Annotated in this window: 21 protein-coding genes; 4 read left to right on the plus strand and 17 right to left on the minus strand. The window is 56.7% G+C overall.

Going from position 1 to position 20,867, the window contains the following annotated elements; translation table 11 throughout:
- Nucleotides 1-174: 174 nt before the first annotated feature.
- The 4 genes from ABLO27_RS25615 to ABLO27_RS25630 form a co-directional block, all read right to left on the minus strand.
- Nucleotides 175-1,068, minus strand: a complete 894-nt coding sequence (locus ABLO27_RS25615; RefSeq protein WP_353036933.1) for a DMT family transporter — start codon at nt 1,066-1,068, stop codon at nt 175-177.
- A gap of 6 nt (nt 1,069-1,074) precedes the next feature.
- Nucleotides 1,075-1,815 carry a TenA family protein gene (locus ABLO27_RS25620; protein ID WP_353036934.1) on the minus strand — a complete coding sequence of 247 codons (741 nt, stop codon included), beginning with the start codon at nt 1,813-1,815 and terminating at the stop codon, nt 1,075-1,077.
- Between the two features lie 143 nt (nt 1,816-1,958).
- The gene (locus ABLO27_RS25625) at nt 1,959-2,993 is read right to left on the minus strand and encodes an aspartate-semialdehyde dehydrogenase (RefSeq protein WP_353036935.1); all 1,035 of its coding nucleotides are present in this window, start codon (nt 2,991-2,993) and stop codon (nt 1,959-1,961) included.
- 109 nt (nt 2,994-3,102) lie between these two features.
- The gene (locus ABLO27_RS25630) at nt 3,103-3,240 is read right to left on the minus strand and encodes a hypothetical protein (protein WP_353036936.1); all 138 of its coding nucleotides are present in this window, start codon (nt 3,238-3,240) and stop codon (nt 3,103-3,105) included.
- A gap of 334 nt (nt 3,241-3,574) precedes the next feature.
- Between ABLO27_RS25630 and ABLO27_RS25635 the strand changes: the two genes are divergently transcribed.
- Nucleotides 3,575-4,084 (plus strand): arsenate reductase ArsC, encoded by a 510-nt coding sequence (locus ABLO27_RS25635; protein WP_353036937.1) that lies wholly within the window; start codon nt 3,575-3,577, stop codon nt 4,082-4,084.
- On the opposite strand, the gene ABLO27_RS25640 is transcribed toward ABLO27_RS25635, so the two are convergent.
- The 4 genes from ABLO27_RS25640 to ABLO27_RS25655 form a co-directional block, all read right to left on the minus strand.
- Nucleotides 4,076-4,969: a hypothetical protein gene (locus ABLO27_RS25640; RefSeq protein ID WP_353036938.1), complete on the minus strand. Its 894-nt coding sequence runs from the start codon at nt 4,967-4,969 to the stop codon at nt 4,076-4,078. The genes ABLO27_RS25635 and ABLO27_RS25640 overlap by 9 nt on opposite strands.
- A 13-nt stretch (nt 4,970-4,982) precedes the next feature.
- The gene (locus ABLO27_RS25645; RefSeq protein ID WP_353036939.1) at nt 4,983-5,726 is read right to left on the minus strand and encodes a maleate cis-trans isomerase family protein; all 744 of its coding nucleotides are present in this window, start codon (nt 5,724-5,726) and stop codon (nt 4,983-4,985) included.
- 18 nt (nt 5,727-5,744) lie between these two features.
- A complete protein-coding gene (locus tag ABLO27_RS25650) occupies nt 5,745-6,893 on the minus strand; it encodes a M24 family metallopeptidase (protein ID WP_353036940.1) in 1,149 nt (382 codons plus the stop codon).
- Nucleotides 6,894-7,263: 370 nt separating this feature from the next.
- Nucleotides 7,264-8,469: a multidrug effflux MFS transporter gene (locus ABLO27_RS25655; protein ID WP_353036941.1), complete on the minus strand. Its 1,206-nt coding sequence runs from the start codon at nt 8,467-8,469 to the stop codon at nt 7,264-7,266.
- Between the two features lie 225 nt (nt 8,470-8,694).
- Between ABLO27_RS25655 and ABLO27_RS25660 the strand changes: the two genes are divergently transcribed.
- The 3 genes from ABLO27_RS25660 (at nt 8,695) to ABLO27_RS25670 (ending at nt 14,241) form a co-directional block, all read left to right on the plus strand.
- Nucleotides 8,695-10,914, plus strand: a complete 2,220-nt coding sequence (locus ABLO27_RS25660; RefSeq protein ID WP_353036942.1) for an esterase-like activity of phytase family protein — start codon at nt 8,695-8,697, stop codon at nt 10,912-10,914.
- 202 nt (nt 10,915-11,116) lie between these two features.
- The gene (locus ABLO27_RS25665; protein WP_353036943.1) at nt 11,117-13,012 is read left to right on the plus strand and encodes a methyl-accepting chemotaxis protein; all 1,896 of its coding nucleotides are present in this window, start codon (nt 11,117-11,119) and stop codon (nt 13,010-13,012) included.
- A gap of 338 nt (nt 13,013-13,350) precedes the next feature.
- Nucleotides 13,351-14,241, plus strand: a complete 891-nt coding sequence (locus ABLO27_RS25670; protein ID WP_353036944.1) for a DMT family transporter — start codon at nt 13,351-13,353, stop codon at nt 14,239-14,241.
- A 30-nt stretch (nt 14,242-14,271) separates the two neighbouring features.
- Here the strand turns inward: ABLO27_RS25670 and ABLO27_RS25675 are convergent, their stop codons facing one another.
- The 9 genes from ABLO27_RS25675 to ABLO27_RS25715 form a co-directional block, all read right to left on the minus strand.
- Nucleotides 14,272-14,661 (minus strand): VOC family protein, encoded by a 390-nt coding sequence (locus ABLO27_RS25675; protein ID WP_353036945.1) that lies wholly within the window; start codon nt 14,659-14,661, stop codon nt 14,272-14,274.
- Nucleotides 14,662-14,673: 12 nt separating this feature from the next.
- Nucleotides 14,674-15,093, minus strand: coding sequence for a hypothetical protein (locus tag ABLO27_RS25680; protein ID WP_353036946.1), 420 nt, complete (start codon nt 15,091-15,093; stop codon nt 14,674-14,676).
- Between the two features lie 78 nt (nt 15,094-15,171).
- Nucleotides 15,172-16,284, minus strand: a complete 1,113-nt coding sequence (leuB, locus tag ABLO27_RS25685; protein WP_352947086.1) for a 3-isopropylmalate dehydrogenase — start codon at nt 16,282-16,284, stop codon at nt 15,172-15,174.
- A gap of 135 nt (nt 16,285-16,419) precedes the next feature.
- A complete protein-coding gene (locus ABLO27_RS25690) occupies nt 16,420-17,190 on the minus strand; it encodes a sulfite exporter TauE/SafE family protein (protein WP_353036947.1) in 771 nt (256 codons plus the stop codon).
- Between the two features lie 4 nt (nt 17,191-17,194).
- On the minus strand, nt 17,195-17,989 hold the full coding sequence (locus ABLO27_RS25695; RefSeq protein WP_353036948.1) for an AlbA family DNA-binding domain-containing protein: 795 nt from the start codon (nt 17,987-17,989) through the stop codon (nt 17,195-17,197).
- Nucleotides 17,990-18,047: 58 nt separating this feature from the next.
- Entirely contained in the window at nt 18,048-19,220 is a 1,173-nt protein-coding gene (locus ABLO27_RS25700) for a M20 aminoacylase family protein (protein WP_353036949.1), read from the minus strand.
- Nucleotides 19,221-19,379: 159 nt separating this feature from the next.
- Nucleotides 19,380-20,039, minus strand: a complete 660-nt coding sequence (locus tag ABLO27_RS25705) for a class I SAM-dependent methyltransferase (protein ID WP_353036950.1) — start codon at nt 20,037-20,039, stop codon at nt 19,380-19,382.
- A 39-nt stretch (nt 20,040-20,078) separates the two neighbouring features.
- On the minus strand, nt 20,079-20,504 hold the full coding sequence (locus ABLO27_RS25710; protein ID WP_353036951.1) for an EVE domain-containing protein: 426 nt from the start codon (nt 20,502-20,504) through the stop codon (nt 20,079-20,081).
- The gene (locus tag ABLO27_RS25715) at nt 20,505-20,795 is read right to left on the minus strand and encodes a YciI-like protein (protein WP_353036952.1); all 291 of its coding nucleotides are present in this window, start codon (nt 20,793-20,795) and stop codon (nt 20,505-20,507) included. It lies immediately after the preceding gene.
- Nucleotides 20,796-20,867 lie beyond the last annotated feature (72 nt).

Here is a 20,867-nt window from a genome sequence, read left to right on the forward strand (position 1 = left end):
TGGTAAATTTATAGAAAATGATCTCTACTTTAGATTGATTATAGAAAATATTCTAATCTTAATTGATTGATGCGAGCGATGCTTCTGCGTCAACAACAGTGTCCTGCCGTGCTCAATCCAATAAGGTTTTGCTTCCGATTTATCACGCCCTGAAGCGGAACAGCCGGACCAGGTTCAGCTTGCGAAGAGCAGCGCGCTTCCGGCAACAACGAGACCAGCGCCGACCCAGGCTCCAGGCGCGGGAAATTCCCTGGTCCGCCACCACATCATGGGCAGCATGACGGCAGGTGTCGTCGCCGACAGGGTCGCCACGATGCCAACCTCACCGCCGGAGAGAGCGAAAAGGATCAGCGTCATTCCGACGCCCATGCCGAGAAAGCCGGAGACGGCGATGATCCCGACGACAGGCAGAGTGAACCTGCCTGCCGGTTTGACCCAGCTGAACGGCAGCCGCATCAGGACAACGAGACCCAGAGCAGCGACACCGACACGAATACTGGAGGCCGCGACAGGGTCGACGCCGGCTTCCATGATCGGCCGGGCAATGAGCGAGCCGACAGACTGAGACAGGGCCGCCGCGAAACCGAGCAGGATACCGATCCACAGAGGACCTTTAATGTCCTCCCACTTGTGGAGCTGTGACTTGCGCTTGCCGAAGCGAATGGCAAGCAGAACTCCGAGAAAAGTCAGTGCGATACCGAAGATCTGCATGCTGTTGAGTTCTTCACTCAAAAGCAGCCAGCCAAGGATCGCTGACATCGGAGCATTCAGTGAAAACAACATGGCCGTTCGACGCGGTCCCATGCGGTTCAGTGTCAGAAAGAGCGCGGTATCGCCCATGAAGATACCGACGAAGCCTGAAAGCACGAGCGGCAGAAGGTGGCCGCCACCCACGGAACTCCAGCCTGTTGTGAGCATGACCCAGACGCACAGCATCAAGGTGACGAGCACCATTCGCGTGCAGTTGAAGGCGATTGCGCCAAGATGCTGCGCAGGTGCGGCGGACAGCAGTCCAGTCATGGCCCAGAGCGTTGCGGCACCAAGTGCAGCGGCTTCGTAGAGATACATATGAAATCAGGTCCGCTGAAATTCTTCTGGAAGGCTTGGTGTTTCAGCCGTCCAGGCAGCTTCAAAAAAGGCAAATTCGAGTGCACTCATATGGCGGAAGAGCTGTGCGACATTCTCCTGCTCTACTGCCGAAAGGCCGGCTCCGACCTGATCCATTTCCTCCCGGAGCCAAGTGACAAAGGCCTCGAAACCGGGGAGGGCGTGCAGATCGATCCACTCGCTGAGATAAAAGGCTTCCGGTCGCGGCTTCCCTGCCTCGCGTAGTCCCCAGGTCAGGTAACACCATTCCGCGCAGACCAGGCAGGCCAGGCCTTCGGCATAGGTGCCCTTCCCGGATGACTTCAGAAGCAGATCGGCAAAGGCTCTTGTCGTCGGTCCCTGCGCTGCCGTTTCATAAGTTTTGGGTTTGACACCGAGTGCTTCGAACGAACGCAGGAAATAATCGTTTTCTTCCGAAGCCAGCAGCGCCAGAAAGGCGGAGAGCCGGGCCTTGGACGACATTCCCGGTGCCTTGGCAACCAGGTAGCCGAGCGTGGAAGCCAGATCTGTTATGAACGTGTAGTCTTCAATCAGATACCGGGCATAGGCTGCATCCGGCATGGTCCCATCGCCGATGGCGCGAGTGAACGGGTGCTCCGTTGCGCTGGACCAGTATGGTTCGGCTCTCGCTGCGAGCCAGTCCGTGAAGCGGGCGCCGGGATCGCGCTCCAGAAAGCCCTGGAATGATCCGTCGAAAAAATCAGCCATTTGCAAAGAGCTCCAGGCAGACGCCAATGGTCCAATTCTCGGGGTTGAGCGTCGCTCCGCACGTCAGGAAGAGGCGGGCCAATTGAAACGAATATTTTTGAAGAAGGAGAAACGGGCGCCGGTCGGCGCCCGTCTTGTCAAAATCAGGCCGCAGCCTTTTTCGGGGTAATGAGACCACGGTTGACGAGGACTTCCGCGATCTGAACGGTGTTGAGCGCCGCGCCCTTGCGCAGGTTATCAGAGACCACCCACATGTTCAGGCCGTTCTCCACGGTCGCGTCTTCGCGGATCCGCGAAATGTAGGTCGCATCTTCGCCGGCAGATTCGTAAGGCGTGATGTAACCACCATCTTCCTGCTTGTCGATGACGAGGCAGCCGGGTGCTTCGCGCAGGATGTTGCGTGCTTCTTCCGCGGTGATCTCGTTTTCGAACTCGATGTTGACGGCTTCGGAGTGACCGATGAATACAGGAACGCGAACGGCGGTGCAGGTTACCTTGATGGCCGGATCGAGCATCTTCTTGGTTTCTGCCAGCACCTTCCATTCTTCCTTGGTGTAGCCGTCTTCCATGAAGCTGTCGATGTGCGGAATGACATTGAAGGCAATCCGTTTGGTGAACTTTTCCGGTTCGATCGGATCGTTCACGAAAACCGCGCGAGTCTGGTTGAAGAGCTCTTCCATCGCATCCTTGCCGCCGCCGGAAACCGACTGATAGGTGGCAACGACAACGCGTTTGATCTTGGCGCGCTCGTGAAGCGGCTTCAGTGCCACGACCAGCTGCGCGGTGGAACAATTCGGGTTGGCGATGATGTTCTTCTTGGTGAAGCCGACGATGTCGTCCGCATTCACTTCAGGCACAATCAGCGGCACTTCTGCGTCATAGCGCCAGGCAGAGGAGTTGTCGATGACAACACAGCCCTTGGCTCCGATCTTCGGCGACCATTCCTTGGAAATGGTGCCGCCCGCGGACATCAGGCAGATATCGGTGTCGGAGAAATCATAGTTCTCCATGGCCTGGACCTTCAGCGTCTTGTCGCCAAAGGAAATGTCGGTGCCCTGCGACCGGCGGGACGCGAGAGCGACGACTTCGTCTGCCGGAAATCCGCGCTCAGCGAGAATGTCGAGCATCTCGCGGCCGACATTGCCGGTAGCGCCTGCAACTGCGATCTTGAAACCCATTTTTGACTTGTCCTTGTCCGTCTCCCCGCTTCACCAGCTGCCCGGTTTCGATGGGCGTCGCCGGCTCCCGGCGCCTCCCATCCCCGGGGAGGCGGGATGAGCGGCACCGTCAAGCGGTGGTTTTGGTTGTCTTGGTTGTGCGTTTGAAAGCGGTTGCGGCAGCCGTCCGGGTCTCGCCGCGCAGAAAGGTCGCGCTGGCAAGGGCCTGAGACATCATATCCAGAATGTCGGCTTTCAGCCGGAACATGGGAAGCTCACAATCGTCAAAACTTGAGACGGCGGTGTTTTTGCCCGGAAATCCCCTGAAGTCAACAAGGAATGCAACACAAAGCCGCGTTTGGGTTTCACATTGTTGCTTGAAAGAGACTTAAGGCAGCTCACACCCGGTGGAAGTGCACGAAACTGCGGCCCAGGATTGGGGCGCATCGATGATCCTGCTCAGGTTGCGCCACCTTGTCAAAAACGACAATTGTCAGCGGAAAAAGCCTGGTCGCCTGACTGTGAACTCCAACAATTGACGATGTGATATAATGCGAGCTTGATGAAGTGTCGCAATATGCCTGAATGGGAGGGCAAGGACCATGCCAGGCGAAACCTACAACATCCTCTTTCTTTGCACGCGAAACCGGGCACGTTCCATTATCGCCGAAGCCATCGTCAACAGGGAAGGGCACGGGCGTTTTCGTGCGTTCTCGGCTGGTACCGAACCTGATCGGCAGGTGCGTCCCGAAGTAATCGGACTGCTGAAGCGACTGAACTTCAACGCCGAAGCTGCACATGCGAAAAGCCTGAAGGATCTGATCCAGGCGAAAATGCCTCCAATGGATTTCATCTTCACGCTGTGCGATCAGACGATCGAGAAAACCTGTCCGGTCTGGCCGGGGCACCCGGCAACGGCGTTGTGGCCGATCCCCGATCCAAAACAGGCGAAGAGCAGGCCTTCCGAACAGGACCTGGCCTACGTGGAAACATACAGGACCCTGAACAATCGCCTGTCGGCATTCATGAACATGCCGTTCGACAAGTTGGATCAGCTGTCGTCGCGTGACAGTCTCGACTCGATAGAGATGGCGCGCGGACGGTTACAGTAGTCTGGAGCCGACATGGCTGAGGACTTCGTCACGGCGAGGCCTGTAGAAGCGTTTGTCTGCAAAGCTGACCGCCGCAAGGCTGGGAAGTTCAAGCAGAACTGACAGGTCGCCGTCCAGGATCGCTGTGCCGTCGTGAAAGTGAAAACGCTCAAGCTCCCGCATGCCGGTCAGCGGCCTCAGGGAGGGCAATTTCCCGCAATTGATCAGGTGGAGTGTCTTCAGATTGCCGAGTGCCTCGATGCCGCTCAAGGATTCGATCTGTTTGCAAGATTCTATCTCCAACGTCTTCAGACGATCGCAGGCGGTCAGCGGTTCGAGCGAACTCAGTTTTGGACAGGAATAGAGATCCAGCCGCTCGAGCACTGGCAGATTTTCGATCCCCTGGAGCGAGTTGAGCTTTCTGGAGGTAAGCTGCAGTTCCTTCAGCCGGTGCAAGCGTGCCAGGGGTATCAGGTCATCGCCCGGATAGTTTTCGACATTCAGCCGGGTCAGGCCTTCGTGCAACAAGAGTGACTCCGCCTTGGGTCGCCAGGTTATGAAGACCTTCTGCAAGCGCGAAAAAGACAGGAAGTCGGGTGCATTGGTGAACTGGCACTGCAGTCCGAGTGTTTGTAAGCCGGGAAGCGATGCCAGTGGCGTGAGGTCGTTGACATCCCAGTTGTAGATCTCAAGTCCGGTCAGCTCTGGCAGGTCCTCGAGGAACGCCAGTGGCTCGTTCTGCCAACCCATCGAACGGGATAACCTAAGTCCGGTTGCGGAGAACTGCTCCATGATCGACTTGAAACGACTTTGCCAAGGTCCCTTCAGAACCAGATAGCGATGATTGTCCCGCTCTTCGTGCCAGATGAAATATTCGTCTGTTTCGGCAATTCTGGGTTCGCTCATCTTTGGGCCGTTATCAAGAATTGAACAATTTGCCCGGCCCAATGTCCCTGGTCGAAATTCCCGCTAAAGTCAGCATGTGCCAGGCAAGTGCAAGATTGGAGCTGATCACCGGTTTGCCAAGCTTGCGTTCGCAAGCCTCGATCACAGGCAAAGTGCGCAAATTCGTACAGGAAGCAAAAACGGCATCAACCTCCGGGTCAGCGCCGATCGCGCAAATCGCCTTTTCAACGGAGTCGTTTGTAATGCGCGCGACCACAGCTTCCTCGGCCTGACCAAAGGAGCCGACAGTTACCGGTGTCATGTCATTTTCGCGCAAGAGCGTGCAGACAGCTTCGGAAACCTCGGCAACATAGGGGGAGACGACACCGATCCTTGAAACATTGAGATGGCGCAGCGCTTCCAGAACCGCCCGAGCCGGGTTGGTGACCTCCACTCCCGGATGGGCTTTTTGCACGGCGGTGGCAACGGCATCCGAGCCGATGACCGTGGCTCCGGACGTGCAGGCATAGCCGACGACATCAAGCGGGCGGTTGCCCGGCAGGAGCGCTGCGGAGCTTGAAAGCTGTGCCTTCATCTGCATCAGCGTTTCCGGCGTGACTTCCGGCGCACTTTCGATTCTCGTGTGATACAGGACGGTGTTTTCAAGATCGAACAGGCGGCGGAATTCCGTTTCGATGGTTTCGTCAGCCTGCAACACGATCAGGCCGAGCGCAGCCCTTTCGCCCAGTCCCTCATCACACTCAAAATCCAGTTTCATGATGCCGACTATCTCCCGTTAGCTGGTCAGGACCGGAATTTCCGGCGCGGCGGGGGTGCTCAGGAATTCAGGCTCGCCATCCCTGATGACGATGTTTTCCTCGTGAACCATCATTTTCCCGCCTCCGAGATCAATACTTGGTTCAAGTGTCATGACCATACGCTCACGCAGAACCGTTTCATCAAAATCGGTTATGGAGGGCGCCTCGGTCAGTTGCATGCCAAGGCCATGACCCAGTCTGCCGACATCTCCGTCCGATTGCCCAAGCGTTTTTGCCATGGCTCTGAAGAGATCGACGCAGGTTCTGCCTGGGCGCGCAACTGCGGCAGCTGCTTGCACGGCTTCCACCAGTTTTCGATGGGCGTTTCTGGCAGCATCATTTGCGTGGCCGATTGCAAAATTGCGGTCAAAATCGCAGAAATATCCGTTCTTGGTGGCGCCCGTGTCGAGCATCAGGACATCGCCGCGGAGAAGCTTCTGATCCGAGGGTGGCGAAATGACGTCACCATAACCGCCTTGGCCGGCACCACCGACAAGATAGGGAACGTCATCTGCGCCTTGTTGCAGCAGATTGATCTTGAAAGACCTGAAGACGTCCTTGAGCGTCTGGCCTTCGTGAAAGAGCTTGGAGGCATTGGCAAAACTTGCTGATCCGATGCCGCAGATGTCCCGCAGCAGCGCGATCTCGTTTTCGGATTTCACCATCCGCAGCTGTTGCACCAGATCGGTGGCGTCTATGAATTCTGCCAGCGGCAAGCGCGATTGCAGTGTCTGAAAGTCCCGAAGGGGCATGCGCAGGGAGCTTTCACGGCCCATGAGCATGCCGATTCTTCCTGCTCTTCTCAGAGTTTCTGCGAGGAGACTAATGCCGTCATCGGTCGGGTGAGGAGATGAAAACGCTCGAATGTCGTCGATCCAGGTTGACGACATGAGGTGGGCCCCGATCTGCGGGATAACTGCAATCGGTTTTCCCTGTGACGGGACGATGACAAACCAGGGCCGGGTCGGACTTTGCCAGAACAGGGTTCTGAAACCGGTGAAATACCTGACTTCAGCCTCTGTCGTGAGGAACAGAGCGTCCAGTTCTGCCGCTTTCATGGCGCGCTGGGCACGCTCTGTTCTTGAGGCAAATTCGCTCTCGGGAAAATCCTGCTCGACCATGCTCATGACCTTCTCGTGGGTCTTACACTGGGAAGGACCGGAACCGGTCCAACAATGATGATGAATGCGTTCGCAAGGCAAGGCTTGCAACGAGTTCCGCTCAGATCATCAGCTATGGCAGGTGAAAACAAGTGCGGTTTTGCGGGTGCCGGATTCTGAACACTGACCGTTGCATGAGTGAAGTCTAGTGAGGCGTCGCTTTTTGCGCATCGGTAAGGTTGTTTGCTGAACGCCAGATCCCAAGCTGCGAAGGCGTTGAGCACGCCAATCGCAGATGATGGACTTTAATCTTCATGAATCTGCCGATGTCGTCGCTCGACAAGCTGTCCCTGCAGGAAAAGCTGGACGACATCGGCAATTCTGCCTAAGGCTTTTGCTAGCCTTGGGCTGTTGCGTTGCCTTGCGGCTCAGGCCGCAAGGTCAGGAGGGCGATCACGAATGCCGTCAAGGCACAGGTGGCCACTGCTCCGACGAGAGGGAGCGGTGTGCGGTCGAAGAACGGGCTGCAGATGAGGATCATCAGTCCGCCGGCAACCATCTGAAGCGTGCCGCCAAGGGACGACGCCATCCCTGCATGTTCGCCGTGTTCTTCCAGCGCCATGACCATGGTCGGTGCGATGACCAGTCCGAGACAGGTGTTGCCGACAAAAAATAAGGCCATGAGAACCGGCAAATCATCAAAACCCAACCAGACCAGCGTGAACAGCGACGAGGTTGCCGCGGCAAAGCCGAACACGGCCCAGAAGGCCACCCGTCCCATTCCGTATTTCTGACCGAGTCCGGCTGCAAACTGGGAAGCAGCGAAGAAACCGACTGCGTTTGCTGCAAAGACAAGACTGAAACCGGTCGGGGTCAGTTCGTAGGTTGTCATGTAAACCATGGGCGCCGATGCGATGAACACGAAGAAACTTGCCAGCGAGAAGCCGCCAATGAGCGTCAGGCCCATGAACTTGCCGTCCCGGAGCAAGAAGATCGCGCTTCGAATGAGAGCCGTGGCGTCAATCCGGCTGCGCATTTCGCGCGGCAGCGTTTCCGGCAACTGCAGGGCGGTCAGGATCATGGCAAGCAGGGCGATCAGCCCGAGAGCGCCGAAAATCAGGCGCCAGCTGCCAAACGAGATGATGAAACTGCCGGTAAGCGGGGCAAGCAACGGTGAAATGCTGATGACCAGCATCACCAGCGCCATCAGCCGTGTGGCCGCTGTTCCGGTATGCAGGTCGCGAACCACTGCGCGTACGATCACCATCGGAGCAGCCGCACCAAGCGCCTGAACGAAACGTCCCCAGGTCAGTGCGGTCACGTCGTCGGCCATTGCACAGATTGCAGAACCGGCAATGAACACGGCCAGTCCGACGAAAATCGGCGGCTTGCGGCCTACCGAATCGGCGATCGGACCATAGATCAGCTGTGCAAAGCCAAACGCAATGAAATAGACCGTAAAGGTCAGGTGAGCGCCTGCATCATCCGTCTGCAAGTCCCGCACGATCTGCGGTGTTGCAGGCAGATAGAGGTCAATCGCAAACGGACCCACAACAGCAAGAAGCCCCAGCACGATGGCGGAGCGGACAAAACCGATCTGCATAAGATTATCCGATTTTTTCGCGTAATACGCGAGGAAAGTGTGGAGACACCAGACGTTAGAGATATCTAGGGTGTTGTCCAGTCTTTTTTAAGGCAGCGCAACCGGACCTGCGTGAATATTTTATGCGGGAAAGTGTCATGGAACCTTCACGCAACTGTCACCGCTATTGCAATGAGCGTCTCTAGCTTGCCGCCACCACAACCCGAAAACATGGGAGCTAGTGCAATGGCAGATCTTCGCGGACGTTTTCTCAAAGGCGTCAGTCTCGCTGTTCTGTTCGGTCTTGGTGCTGTATCGGCAGCACAGGCAGACTACTTCGAGCGCATCAACACATACCCGGTGTACAAAACGCTGCCGAAAGGCGCTGACAAGGCGACGGAAACCGTTGCAGAGATCATTTATGCGTCCAAGGACGGCCGCACACTGGCATTCACCGACAGCCCGGGAGATGCGATCGTATTCGTCAACGCCGCAAACCCGCTCAATCTGCAGCCGCTCGGCCGCACCGATCTCGGCGGTGAACCGACTTCCGTTGCTGTAGGCGAAAAGTCTGCATATGTAGGGGTCAACACCAGCGAAGACTTCATCAACGCTTCAGGCCATCTCGCGGTGATCGCGCTTGACGGTTTGGGCATCACCGCAAAATGTGACGCCAAGGGTCAGCCGGACAGTGTTGCGATTTCACCGGACGGCAAGTTTGTTGCCATTGCGATCGAAAACGAGCGCGACGAAGACCTGAATGACGGTGTCATTCCACAAATGCCGGCCGGGCACCTTGCCATTTTCGATCTGGATGAAAACGGTGCGCCAACCAACTGTGATGCTGTGCGCATCGTCGACCTGACCGGTCTGGCGGAAGTTGCTCCGAGCGATCCCGAGCCGGAGTTCGTTTCCATCAACTCCAGGAACCAGGCTGTGGTGACCCTCCAGGAGAACAACCATATCGCGATCGTTGATCTCGCATCTGGCGAAGTCACCGCGAACTTCTCCGCTGGTGCGGCAACCGCGGAAAATGTTCCGGTCAAGAAAGTTCGCATGAGCGATGCATCCGGCAGTGCGGAAAATGTCGTGCGTGAGCCCGATGCCGTTGCCTGGATCGATGACGAACGTTTCGTGACTGCAAATGAGGGCGACTATGAAGGCGGCTCTCGCGGTTTCACCATCTGGAATGCCAAGGGCGATGTGCTTTTCGACAGCGGTAACCAGATGGAACATCTTGGTATGTCGTACGGCCACTACCCGGCCAAGCGCGCTCACAAGAAGGGTACCGAGCCGGAAGGTGTCGCAGTAGGGTCCTTCGGCGGTGAGACACTGATTTTCGTGAATTCCGAGCGCGGCAACTTTGTTGCGGTCTACAAGGATACCGGCGCTGAACCCGAGTTCGTTCAACTGCTGCCGACCCATGTCGGTCCGGAAGGCCTTCTGGCCATTCCAAGCCGTGATCTTTTCGTCGTCGCCAACGAAGTTGATGATGCCGAAGAAGGTGTCCGTTCTCACGTCGGACTTTATAAATTCGGCGCCAAGGCTCCGGCCTATCCTTCGGTGGTTTCGATCACCGATCCGGAAAAAGGTGCACCGATCGGCTGGGGCGCACTTTCCGCGCTGGCTGCCGATCCGAAGGATCCGAACAAGCTCTATGCCGTCAATGACAGCTTCTACAAGACCGGCCGGATCTACACTCTGGATATCTCTGCAATTCCAGCCAGGATCGTATCTTATGTCGACGTCACGGACGCAAGTCAGGAACTTCTCGACCTGGAAGGCATCTCCGTCTCCAGGGAAGGTGGTTTCTGGCTGGCGTCGGAAGGGCATCCGGACAAGGGCCGTCAGCATCTGCTTTTGAAAGTCGATGACAAGGGAGCCGTTCAGGAAGAAATCACACTGCCGCAGAGCCTGATCGATCAGTCAAAGCGGTTCTCTTTTGAAGGTGTTGCCGAGTTTGAAATGAACGGTCAACCGATGGTCGCCGTCGCTGTTCAGCGTGAATGGAAAGACGATCCAAAGGGGCACACCAAGATCGCGATCTACAATCCGGCGGACAAGACCTGGGGTTTTGTTCATTACCCGCTTGATGCACCAAAGAGTGCAGCCGGTGGCTGGGTTGGCCTGTCTGAAATCGTTTCCATGGGTGAAGGTAAATTCGCCGTTCTGGAACGCGACAACAAAGGCGGCGAAGACGCAGCGATCAAACAGATCACCGTTGTGTCTCTGGAAGGGGTGACGCCGGTGGCCCATGGCGAGAGCCTGCCGGTTCTGAAGAAGCGATTTGCGATGGATGTTCTTCCGGCAATGGCTGAAGGCAAAGGCTGGATCCTCGACAAACCGGAAGGCCTGACCATCACGGCCGACGGCCGGTTGATCCTCCTGACAGACAATGACGGTGTTGATGATGCTCCGGGCGAAACCCAGTTGATCGACCTCGGGCCGGCAACACGTCTCAACTAAACACGACTTCAGGTCTCCCAAGACTTGACCGAGGGTCCGGCAGCTTCTGGCTGCCGGGCCTTCTTTCGTATCGGGAAGATAACCACTGCGAAAGGTCAAGAAAATTGGCTTAATCCGGCCATTTCGGCGCGTTTCGAATTTATTGGTAATTTGAACGTAGTTTTCTTGCCAATCAGTTCCAAGGTGATTCGCGAGTCTCTCCATGACAATCCGAAAACGACTGTTTGTCCTTGTCATCGTTCTGACAGTGCCGATCGTGCTTTGTGCCGGTTGGATTATCCTGTCAGCCTACAAGGACCTTGCACGGGATACGGCAAAACTGGAAAGCCTGCCGTCCCTGGCCACAGTTTGGAATACAGGCATCATGCGGCAAGATGCGGTTCTTCCGAACTCCGCACTGGCCAGGTATTCGGGATGCGCACCTGAAAAAGCGGCCGGATCGCCGTCCAAGGCGCTTTCCCAGGCACACCGGGTGACCGCCTGTATCGGCAGTGAAGCGGGACTTGCGGCAAATACGGCTCAAACCACCAATCTGCTTGCCGAGCTGGTGTCGGGACAATTGTCGGACCTGATCGTTCGCACCAGTGCGGTTATTCGCAACAGCGAAAACGTCTCCAAGAAAACCGAACTCAGTCATTTTGATTCCATGTCGGTTCTTGTTGGCGCCGGGCAATTCAAGGTTCTTGCCGACCAGATCAGCTCTATTTCCAAAACAGGGCCGGGCGCGGTTGAAGAAGGTCAGGAAACCGCTTTCAGCAAAGCGGCTCAGACCTACCGGCAGGCAAATGGCAGCCTTCAGGGCGCGCTGTCCAAGATCGCGTCGAAAGTTGGTCAGGGAGCAGACGGGACAACTCTTGATCTTCAGCCGGTGCGCGATCGCTACGCTGCATTTCTGAACGCGATCGACGGTCTGCACAAGGTCGCCCGGACAGAGCTGGAGGCCCGGTTGCAATCGATGGTCTTCGACCTGCGTGTGCGCATGTGGGGCGTTGCGGTTGCGCTCGGAGTGGTCTTCCTGATTGCTTTCGGGACATCGTGGTACTTTGGCAGATCGATTCTCTACTGCATCGAGTCTCTCAACCGCGGTATCAGGAAGCTGGCGGATTCGGACGGCGTTGAAGGCGATCTGCCATTTTCCTATGGGCATACCGAAATTTCGGATATTGCCCGTGCAGTCGGATATTACCGCGACAGGACCGTAGAACTCACGAAGGAGCGTCAACGGTTGGAGGGGCAGGCGGCTGCTGACCGTCAACAAAAGATCGATGATCTGATTTCCGCCTTCAAGGGACGCATGGGCGAATTGCTGACCGATGTGGATGATGCCCTCGGCGACATGCAAAACACATCCGGTGCCCTGAAGGATGTGGCACAGAACGCGGATCAAAAAGCCCGTGATACAGCGGCTGCGTCTTCCGGGGCGTCCGGAAATGTGGACGCGGTGGCAAGCGCGGCGGAAGTGCTGGCAAACGACATTGCCGCGATCAGCCAACGCGCCCATGATGCGACGGACATGGCTCAAGCCGCAAACCGGAACGCCACCGCTGCAAATGCCGAAATCGAGAGCCTCTCGGAAATATCGAACGCTATTGGTGACATTGTCTCCATCATCAATGCGATTGCCGACCAGACCAATCTTCTTGCACTGAATGCGACGATCGAAGCTGCCCGTGCAGGCGAAGCCGGCAAGGGGTTTGAAGTTGTCGCCGGAGAAGTGAAGACATTGGCCGGTCAAACCGCCTCGGCGACGGACCAGATTACCGAGCAGGTTTCGCTTGTTCAGGAGCGCACGGTGCGGGTCGTCGATGCGATCCAGAAGATCATTTCCGACATTGGCGAAGTGACGGATCACACAACACAGATTGCTGCGGATCTTGAAACACGGAGGCAGTCGACGGACGATATCAAGGGCAATGTCCTGCAGGCTGCCGAGCAGACAAGATCCGTGGTGGAAGACATGGCGGGAGTTGAGGCGATTGCGGAACAATCGAGCCATGCTGCGGCCGATATGGGAAGCCGGACGGGTGATGTTGTCAGGCGCACCGAGGAACTACGCGAAGAAGTTCGCGAATTCCTGGAAGAGGTTGCGGCCGCCTAAGACGCACATGTCCTGCAAGTGTTCCGAAGACCCGGTGGCGTTCTGCTTCCGGGTCTTTGTATTCGGGTGGATCGCAAGAAGAGCGGCAAGGTTCATGATCGTCTTGGCGTAAGGGGTGACTGGCGCTTCGGTCGTGAGCAGGCCCGCCAATTAGCAACAGCCGCAAAACAATGTGCAGGCAGCTCTTGCGGATGCGCTTGCGAGGTCTTCCGAAGATGAGATAGTCCGTTTCCGGGCTCCATACGACGTGCTAACTCACCCGAGCGTCTTGAGGATCAGGCTCCGGTTTCAATCAAACATTTTGAAGAATGGGTATTCGTTTGGAAAATCAGGCTCTGGTGGAACAGAATCGAAAGCTCGGCTTGGCTTGTGCAGTCGGTGTTTTGTTTGTCTGGTCAGGATTCATTGTGTTTTCCCGTGCCGGGGTTAAAACCGACCTCACTGCGATGGATATGACCGGTCTCAGATTTCTGGTTGCCGGTGGAGTTACGCTTCCATTTGTCTGGAAGTGGTGGCCACGTCACCTTCCCTGGAAAGCTGTTCTTCTCATGTCTTTGTGCGGCCCTGGCATCATCTATTCACTATTGATGTACTGGGGGTTGAACGAGACTTCGGCTGCCTATGCCGGAGTGTTTGCAAACGGATCTCTGCCGGTCTTCACGGTTCTGCTGGTCGCCGTTTTTTCCGCAAGTTTGCCCAGCAGTTCTCAAGCCACCGGCCTGATGGTGATTGTCGCCGGGGCCACTCTCGTCGGCAGCGCAGGGTTCATTGGAAGCCAGAAGAGCATTCTCCTCGGCGTCATTCTGTTTCTCGCCGCCTCTGCCGTTCTGGCAGTCTATATTTTTGGCGTCCGATACTGGAAGATCACTCCCAGACAGGCCCTGGCGCTGGTCAACGTGCCCAACGCTCTGGCTTTTGTTCCCGTCTGGCTGCTGTTCCTGCCTTCCGGTCTCGCAGAGACCGATCTCTCCACGATCCTTTTTCAGGCGCTTTATCAAGGACTGGGGCCAGGCTTTGCTGCTGTTATCATGTTCGCGCTCGCTGCCACGCACCTGGGGCCAACGGCGACAGCAGGATTTTCAGCAGCTGTTCCTGCTTCGGCGGCGGTGCTCGCCATTCCCGTGCTTGGTGAAGTGCCGGATTACCAGGAATGGCTGGGTATTGCTGTCGTCACGCTCGGTCTGACGCTCTTGTTGTTCAACGGCAAAGAGGTGAGGGCACGGGCATGACACCGTGAAACTCGCCTTCTTGGCGAGTGATCAGAAGTGCTGGATCAGATCCCACTTGTTTCCGAAGGGATCCTGAAAGACAGCTACCTTGCCATAGACCTCGGTTCTCGGCTCTTCAAGAAACGCGACGCCATTTTCCGTCATCGCCTGAAAATCCCGGTCAAAGTCATCGGTGTTCAGGAACAGGCAAACTCGGCCACCGGTCTGATTGCCAATGGCAGCGACCTGTGCGGCACCGTCGGCCTTTGCGAGCAAGAGCCTGGTTTCCGAGCTTCCCTTAGGAGCAATCAGAACCCAGCGTTTGTCTTCGGAAAGCCTGGTGTCTTCGATCAAATCAAAGCCGACTTTCTCGACGTAAAACGCAATCGCATCGTCATAGTCAGGAACCACCAAGGCAACGGCACCGATAATCTGTTTCATTTGCCGGACTTCCTATTGCGCCTTGCGGTAGACGGAGATGTTCGTGAAACTGGCGACATCAACGAGATGAACCGTCTGGGTCACTGTCAGCGTCTGGCCGTCATCGGAGAGCTCCCTCTCGGCTTTCATGATCGTCAAACCGCCGCGGCGCGCTTCTGAAACCAGGTTGCGGTCACCGTCAAAGACCAGACGCATGGCATCGACCAGCCCGCTCTTGCCAAGTTTGACCTCCGGCCCGTCCGGAACTGCCTCGAAGGTGTCATTGGTCACTTCTCCATCGGCGGAGACCTGGTTCATGGTGAAAATCGCCATGCCGAAATTGTCTTCGATCTTGAGCGTCGCGCCTTTTGGCGGTTCGCCTTGCTCGAAGTCGCTTGCTTCGGTGTCGAGAATCCAGTTGCCGAGGAAGGGCGTAAGTTTGTCTTCGATCATGTGACCAGCGTGTCCGGAAAGAAAAAGCCGCCATCGAGATACTCGCTGGCGGCTTGATGTGCAAATGGCGTTTTGAACTTAAGCGCTCAGAGCATCCAGTTCGGCAACAATCGCATCACCCATTTCAGCGGTGGTGATGGTTGCTTCGCCTTCAGCGGCAATGTCCTTGGTCCGCAGACCCTTGTCCAGTGCATTGGCGATTGCCTTGTCCAGCTTGTCGGCTGCAGCAACCTCCTCAAAGGAATAACGCAGCGCCATGCCGAAGCTGGCGATCATGGCGATCGGGTTTGCAGCGCCTGTGCCGGCGATGTCGGGAGCCGAACCGTGCACGGGCTCGTAAAGCGCCTTGCGCTTGCCTGTGGTTTCGTCCGGAGCACCAAGGGAGGCGGACGGCAGCATGCCGAGTGAACCGGTCAGCATGGCAGCAACGTCGGACAGCATGTCGCCGAACAGGTTGTCGGTCACAATGACGTCGAACTGCTTCGGCCAGCGAACAAGCTGCATGCCGCCTGCGTCGGCCAGCATATGCTCAAGCTGAACGTCTTCGTAGCCGTTCTTGTGAGTCTGCGTTACGACTTCGTTCCATAGGACGCCGGATTTCATCACGTTCCGCTTTTCCATGGACGTGACCTTGTTGTTCCGGGTGCGCGCCAGCTCGAAAGCCACCTTGGAAATGCGCTCGATTTCGTAGGTGTCGTACACCTGCGTGTCGACGCCGCGCTTCTGGCCGTTACCAAGATCGGTGATTTCCTTCGGCTCACCGAAATAGACGCCACCGGTCAATTCACGAACGATCAGGATGTCGAGACCCTCGATGACATCTTTCTTCAGGGAAGATGCATCGGCAAGCGCCGGGTAGCAGATCGCCGGGCGCAGGTTGGCGAACAGCTGCATGTCCTTGCGCAGACGCAGAAGACCTGCTTCCGGACGAACTTCGTAAGGCACGTCGTCCCACTTGGGGCCGCCGACTGCACCGAAAATAACAGCGTCGGCTGCCATGGCCTTGGCCATGTCTTCTTCGGAAATCGACTGGCCGTGCGCGTCGTAGGCGGATCCGCCAACCAGGCCTTCGCTGGTTTCGAAGGACATGCCGCCCTTGTCGTTGAACCAGGCAATAACCTTTTTGACTTCCTTCATGATTTCCGGGCCGATGCCGTCACCCGGCAGAAGCAGAAGATTTTGAGAGGCCATGGACGCTCCATCCCGCATTATTTTAAAAAACTGATTGCGCTCAGTTACCGTGTCGCAACGTGTCTTTCAAGATGAAGCCAGTTGCAAAGAACTCAAGAGTCGCTTCCGGAACGGTCAAGAAAGCGGCGAGACTCGTCAGAAGCCGAAGAAATCCGCGCCGGCTTCCCAAAGGAGGTTGAGCGCCAGAACTGTCATGACCCACTTGAAACCTGTCTTGAAGCTCTTCTCGTTCATCTTGCCGAGCAACCGGCTACCGGCAAGAGTTCCCAGAAAACCGCTGGCGATCATCAGAACTATCAGGCCAGCCCAGGGGGCAAACGCAAAACCGAGCACGCCGAAGGTAATGATCTTGAAGACGTGCATGACCGTGGCGGTGACCGCCTGATTGGCGACAAAGCCGTGGCGGGTGAGCCCGAGTGTCGACAGGACAGCACCGCCGATCGGTCCGGCCGCGCCGAAGAACATGGACAGGAAAGTGGAGGCAAATCCGGCAACAGCCATGGCTCTCTTGGGGGCCTTGCCGAATTTCGGTGCCTTGCCCCAGACCACCCAGAGGACAAAGAGGCCAATCCCGGCCCGCAACACTTCCGGAGGCAGTTCTACCGCGATGGAACCGCCGAGAGCCGCCCCGAACACCGCACCCAGGGCGAACCAGACAACGATCAGCCAGTCAACGTGTTTCAGCTGAACAAGTGCGCGCCCTGTATTGGAGCCGATCTGAACGACACCGTGGACGGGCACGAGTGCACTTGCCGGCATCAGAAAAGCCATCGCGGTAATCAGTGAAACGCCTCCACCAAGACCGACCGCGGCGGTGAGAGCCGACGTGAAGAAACTGATGATGATCAGGACCAGGGATGCAAGGGTGCTGATCTGGTCAGGCAGGATTGCAGACAGCAGGCTCATGAAGTCACGCCCAGCGCGTCTTCGCGTAGCTCAGGGCTTCGCGAACATCCAGCTGACGCGTGGAGTTGCCGCTGCGAACGTAGAAGATGGAAGACTTGCCTTCCTCCAGATAGACCGCTCTGGGCGCCGGGCGGATGATGATCATCGCCACGTCTTTCATATCGACCTTGGCAAACACCGTGTGAATGTAGGGGCAGAGATCGCCGCCGAGGTTCTTGGAGACGATGTCGTTTATCGTACGTTCAAACGAGTCCAGATCCGGGTTTTTCAGGGTCGAGAGATCTTTTTCCAGACCGAGCGCGCCGCCATCGTCGTCAACGCCCACCAGAAGAATGCCGCCTTCGGCATTAAAGAATCCGGCAATTGTCTTCGCGATCACCTTCTCCAATCCCCGATTGACGCGGTTTTCCTTCATGTCCCAGCGCAAGGAGGATTTGAATTCGACGCGATCCGTCTCGCCGCCCCGGATCAAATCCGGGATCATGACCGTGTGTTCTTCGCGCAAGGAACGATAGGCTTCAGACGTGCGCATGTAATTCCGGCTGAAAATGCCGAATGTCAGACCGACAAAGGCGCCGACAAACGTATAGGCAACCGCGACATCGAGATGTCGCGGCAGGAGTATGAGCCACAGCCGGGCAGACAGGAATTCCAGCAGGTTCGGCGCGGTTTCCGAGAAACGCGACAGCTCCCACCAGATGACGACCAGATTCAACGGATGGATGATCAGGACGCCGACAACGGCGCCAACAAGCAGATAGGTCGCAATGAAGGAAAGCTTGAAAGGAGAAAGAGCCATAATGGAAACCTGAACAAAAACGCCGGTCGAAACCGGCGTTTTCATATCATAGAAATTGTCAGGCAGCTGCCGGCAACGCTGTCTCTACGAGTTTTACCCAATAGGAGCATCCGACAGGGATCAGTTCATCGTTGAAGTCATATTCCGGGTGGTGGAGACCGGCCGTGTCGCCATTTCCGGCGAAGATAAACGCTCCCGGACGCTCTTCCAGCATGTAGGAGAAATCCTCACCGCCCATCATCGGGTCAATATTACGATTGACCTTGCCCAGACCCGCAATGCCTTCAGCGATGTCCGCTGCAAAGTCGGTCTGGTCGTCGTGGTTTGCCGTAACCGGATACCCGCGCCGGAAGTGTAGCTCGGCGGTTGCATCGAATGCTTCGGCGATGGATTTGACAATGTTGGTCATGCGCTGCTCGGCAAGATCCCGCATTTCCGGGCTCAGGGTCCGAACGGTGCCACGCAAGGTCGCTTCCTGTGGAATGACGTTGAATGCGTTGCCGGCTTCAAACACGGTGACGGAAACGACAACCGAATCGAGCGGATTGGCATTGCGGCTGGCGATGGTCTGCAGAACGGACACCATCTTCGAGCCGATAACGACCGGGTCGATGGTCTGGTGAGGCTTGGCCGCGTGACCACCCTTGCCGGTGATGGTGATGCGGAACTCGTCCGTTGCCGCCATGATCGGGCCTTTGCGAATCGCAAACTCGCCAACAGGCATGCCCGGATAGTTGTGCATGCCGTAAACTTCGTCGATCGGCCAACGGGTCATCAGCCCGTCATCAATCATTGCCTTGGCGCCAGCGCCACCTTCTTCAGCCGGCTGGAAAATCACGACGACGGTTCCGTCGAAATTACGGGTTTCAGCCAGATATTTGGCTGCACCCAGCAACATTGCCGTGTGGCCATCATGTCCGCAGGCATGCATTTTGCCCGGGACCTTGGAAGCATAGGGTTTGTGAGTCGCTTCTTCGATCGGCAAGGCGTCCATGTCGGCGCGCAGGCCAATGGTTTTGCCTTTGCCGCCGTTTCTGCCCTTGATGACACCCACGACGCCGGTCTTGCCGATGCCGGTGGCGATTTCATCCACACCGAAACTTTCCAGCAGTTCGGCGACCTTGCCTGCCGTGCGGACCGTCTCATACAGAATTTCCGGATTTTCATGGATATCTCGGCGCCAGACCGTGATCTCGTCAGCCAGATCAGCAAGGCGGTTTACGATGGGCATGAAGAACTCCTGGGAACACCACTGAAAGGAAGAATGTGCGATTGACGCTTGTGCGGCTAACCTATCGCAAGCTGCAAAAAGGGAAAGTGCCAAAAGGGGAAAACTTTTGCCATTAGCCCCAAATCGCAAGACTGATGCAGAAAATGGTTCTGCGAAGGATTAAATTTTCTTCACGCGGAAGACCCGCGTGTGTTTGATTTCGTTGTCCTCCAACGCACCGACGACCGGAACCGAGTAGTCGGCCAGTTCGGACAGACCGGATGTCGGTAGATACGACCGTCCCGGATCTCCCACCAGAACGTCCATGCCCTTGTCGAGCAGCCGATTGAGAAACGGCAGCACTTTCGCGGCCATGGCTTTGTCGTAAAAAACGTCTCCGCAAAAAACGATGTCAGCGTCCGGACAATCCGCGTCGGTCAGGTCCGTGGTTTCGAGGGTCAGCGAGACGTCATTGAGGTCCGCATTGAGTTCGGACGCTGCAATCGCAAAGGGGTCGATATCAACACCGTGACAGGACAGCGCGCCTGCCTTCATGGCCGCGATGCCGACGAGGCCCGAGCCGCATGCAAAGTCCAGCACGCGTTTGCCTGCGACCAGCTCGGGGGTGTCCAGGATGTAACGCGCAAGTCCTTGTCCGCCAGCCCAGGCGAACGCCCAGAAAGGCGGTGCAAGCCCGAGTTCTCCCAGTTCCTCTTCCGTCTTCAGCCACAGATCCATGGCTTCGTCGGCAACGTGCAGGCGAATTTCTTCCGCGTGCGGAACCGATTTGACCAGGGTTTCCCGGCGGATGAATTCCGCCGGATCCGTTATGCGGGGCATGTGCCCTCCGGGCATTTGCATTCAGATTGTTGCGGCAGATCAGGCCGGGACGCTCAAGCCGCCCATCTCGCAAACAACCTTCCATTCTTCTTCCGTCACCGGCTGGACGGAGAGACGCATGGATGTGACCAGAGACATGGCGGCGAGCCGTGGTTCAGCCTTCACCTGGGCCAGTGTTACCGGATTGGGTATATCGCGAACCGCCTTGAAGTCTACACACTCCCAGCGAGGGTCGTCCGTTGTGCTGTCCGGATGGATTTCACTGCAGACTTCAACGACGCCTACCACTTCCTTGCCGATATTGGAGTGGTAGAAGAACGCCTTGTCGCCGATTTCCATGGCGCGCATGTTGTTGCGCGCCTGATAGTTCCGGATGCCGTCCCATTCTTCACCGGCGTCGCCCTTGGCCTTTTGTTGTTCCCAGGACCACTTGTCCGGTTCGGATTTGATCAGCCAATATTGCACTTACGTTGTCTCCGGGTTCTTGACCACCCAGTTCCATGGGCGGATTTCGACACTTTCGAACAGTCCGGCACGGGCGTAGGGGTCTTCTTCGGAAATCGCAAGAGCCTCGTCCCGATTGGATGCTTCGATCACCACCAGCGATCCGGTCATGTTGCCGTCATCGTCCAAAAACGGTCCGGCAGCCTTCAGACCTTTGCCAAGGCCCTTCAGAAATTCAAGGTGTGCGTCGCGATTGTCGAGACGAACCTGAAGCGCATGAGGTTTGTCGGTGCAGATCAAGGCGTAAAGCATGAGTGATGACCTTTGGTTGTCGAAACTTCCTCGAACCTAGGTCCGCAAGATCGCAAACTCAATGCCGGAAAT

It is taken from the genome of Roseibium sp. SCP15, from assembly GCF_040329435.1.
In the GTDB taxonomy this organism is placed as follows: Bacteria; Pseudomonadota; Alphaproteobacteria; order Rhizobiales; family Stappiaceae; genus Roseibium.

Excerpts from the sequence above, each read along its gene's own strand:
- ABLO27_RS25620 (WP_353036934.1), bottom strand. The coding sequence starts at position 1,815 with ATGGCTGATTTTTTCGACGGATCATTCCAGGGCTTTCTGGAGCGCGAT.
- ABLO27_RS25660 (WP_353036942.1), top strand. The coding sequence starts at position 8,695 with ATGGCAGATCTTCGCGGACGTTTTCTCAAAGGCGTCAGTCTCGCTGTT.
- ABLO27_RS25690 (WP_353036947.1), bottom strand. The coding sequence starts at position 17,190 with ATGAGCCTGCTGTCTGCAATCCTGCCTGACCAGATCAGCACCCTTGCA.
- ABLO27_RS25640 (WP_353036938.1), bottom strand. The coding sequence starts at position 4,969 with ATGAGCGAACCCAGAATTGCCGAAACAGACGAATATTTCATCTGGCAC.
- ABLO27_RS25695 (WP_353036948.1), bottom strand. The coding sequence starts at position 17,989 with ATGGCTCTTTCTCCTTTCAAGCTTTCCTTCATTGCGACCTATCTGCTT.
- ABLO27_RS25675 (WP_353036945.1), bottom strand. The coding sequence starts at position 14,661 with ATGAAACAGATTATCGGTGCCGTTGCCTTGGTGGTTCCTGACTATGAC.
- ABLO27_RS25680 (WP_353036946.1), bottom strand. The coding sequence starts at position 15,093 with ATGATCGAAGACAAACTTACGCCCTTCCTCGGCAACTGGATTCTCGAC.
- ABLO27_RS25705 (WP_353036950.1), bottom strand. The coding sequence starts at position 20,039 with ATGCCCCGCATAACGGATCCGGCGGAATTCATCCGCCGGGAAACCCTG.
- ABLO27_RS25615 (WP_353036933.1), bottom strand. The coding sequence starts at position 1,068 with ATGTATCTCTACGAAGCCGCTGCACTTGGTGCCGCAACGCTCTGGGCC.
- leuB (WP_352947086.1), bottom strand. The coding sequence starts at position 16,284 with ATGGCCTCTCAAAATCTTCTGCTTCTGCCGGGTGACGGCATCGGCCCG.
- ABLO27_RS25630 (WP_353036936.1), bottom strand. The coding sequence starts at position 3,240 with ATGTTCCGGCTGAAAGCCGACATTCTGGATATGATGTCTCAGGCCCTT.
- ABLO27_RS25665 (WP_353036943.1), top strand. The coding sequence starts at position 11,117 with ATGACAATCCGAAAACGACTGTTTGTCCTTGTCATCGTTCTGACAGTG.
- ABLO27_RS25645 (WP_353036939.1), bottom strand. The coding sequence starts at position 5,726 with ATGAAACTGGATTTTGAGTGTGATGAGGGACTGGGCGAAAGGGCTGCG.
- ABLO27_RS25655 (WP_353036941.1), bottom strand. The coding sequence starts at position 8,469 with ATGCAGATCGGTTTTGTCCGCTCCGCCATCGTGCTGGGGCTTCTTGCT.
- ABLO27_RS25625 (WP_353036935.1), bottom strand. The coding sequence starts at position 2,993 with ATGGGTTTCAAGATCGCAGTTGCAGGCGCTACCGGCAATGTCGGCCGC.
- ABLO27_RS25635 (WP_353036937.1), top strand. The coding sequence starts at position 3,575 with ATGCCAGGCGAAACCTACAACATCCTCTTTCTTTGCACGCGAAACCGG.
- ABLO27_RS25700 (WP_353036949.1), bottom strand. The coding sequence starts at position 19,220 with ATGCCCATCGTAAACCGCCTTGCTGATCTGGCTGACGAGATCACGGTC.
- ABLO27_RS25715 (WP_353036952.1), bottom strand. The coding sequence starts at position 20,795 with ATGCTTTACGCCTTGATCTGCACCGACAAACCTCATGCGCTTCAGGTT.
- ABLO27_RS25650 (WP_353036940.1), bottom strand. The coding sequence starts at position 6,893 with ATGAGCATGGTCGAGCAGGATTTTCCCGAGAGCGAATTTGCCTCAAGA.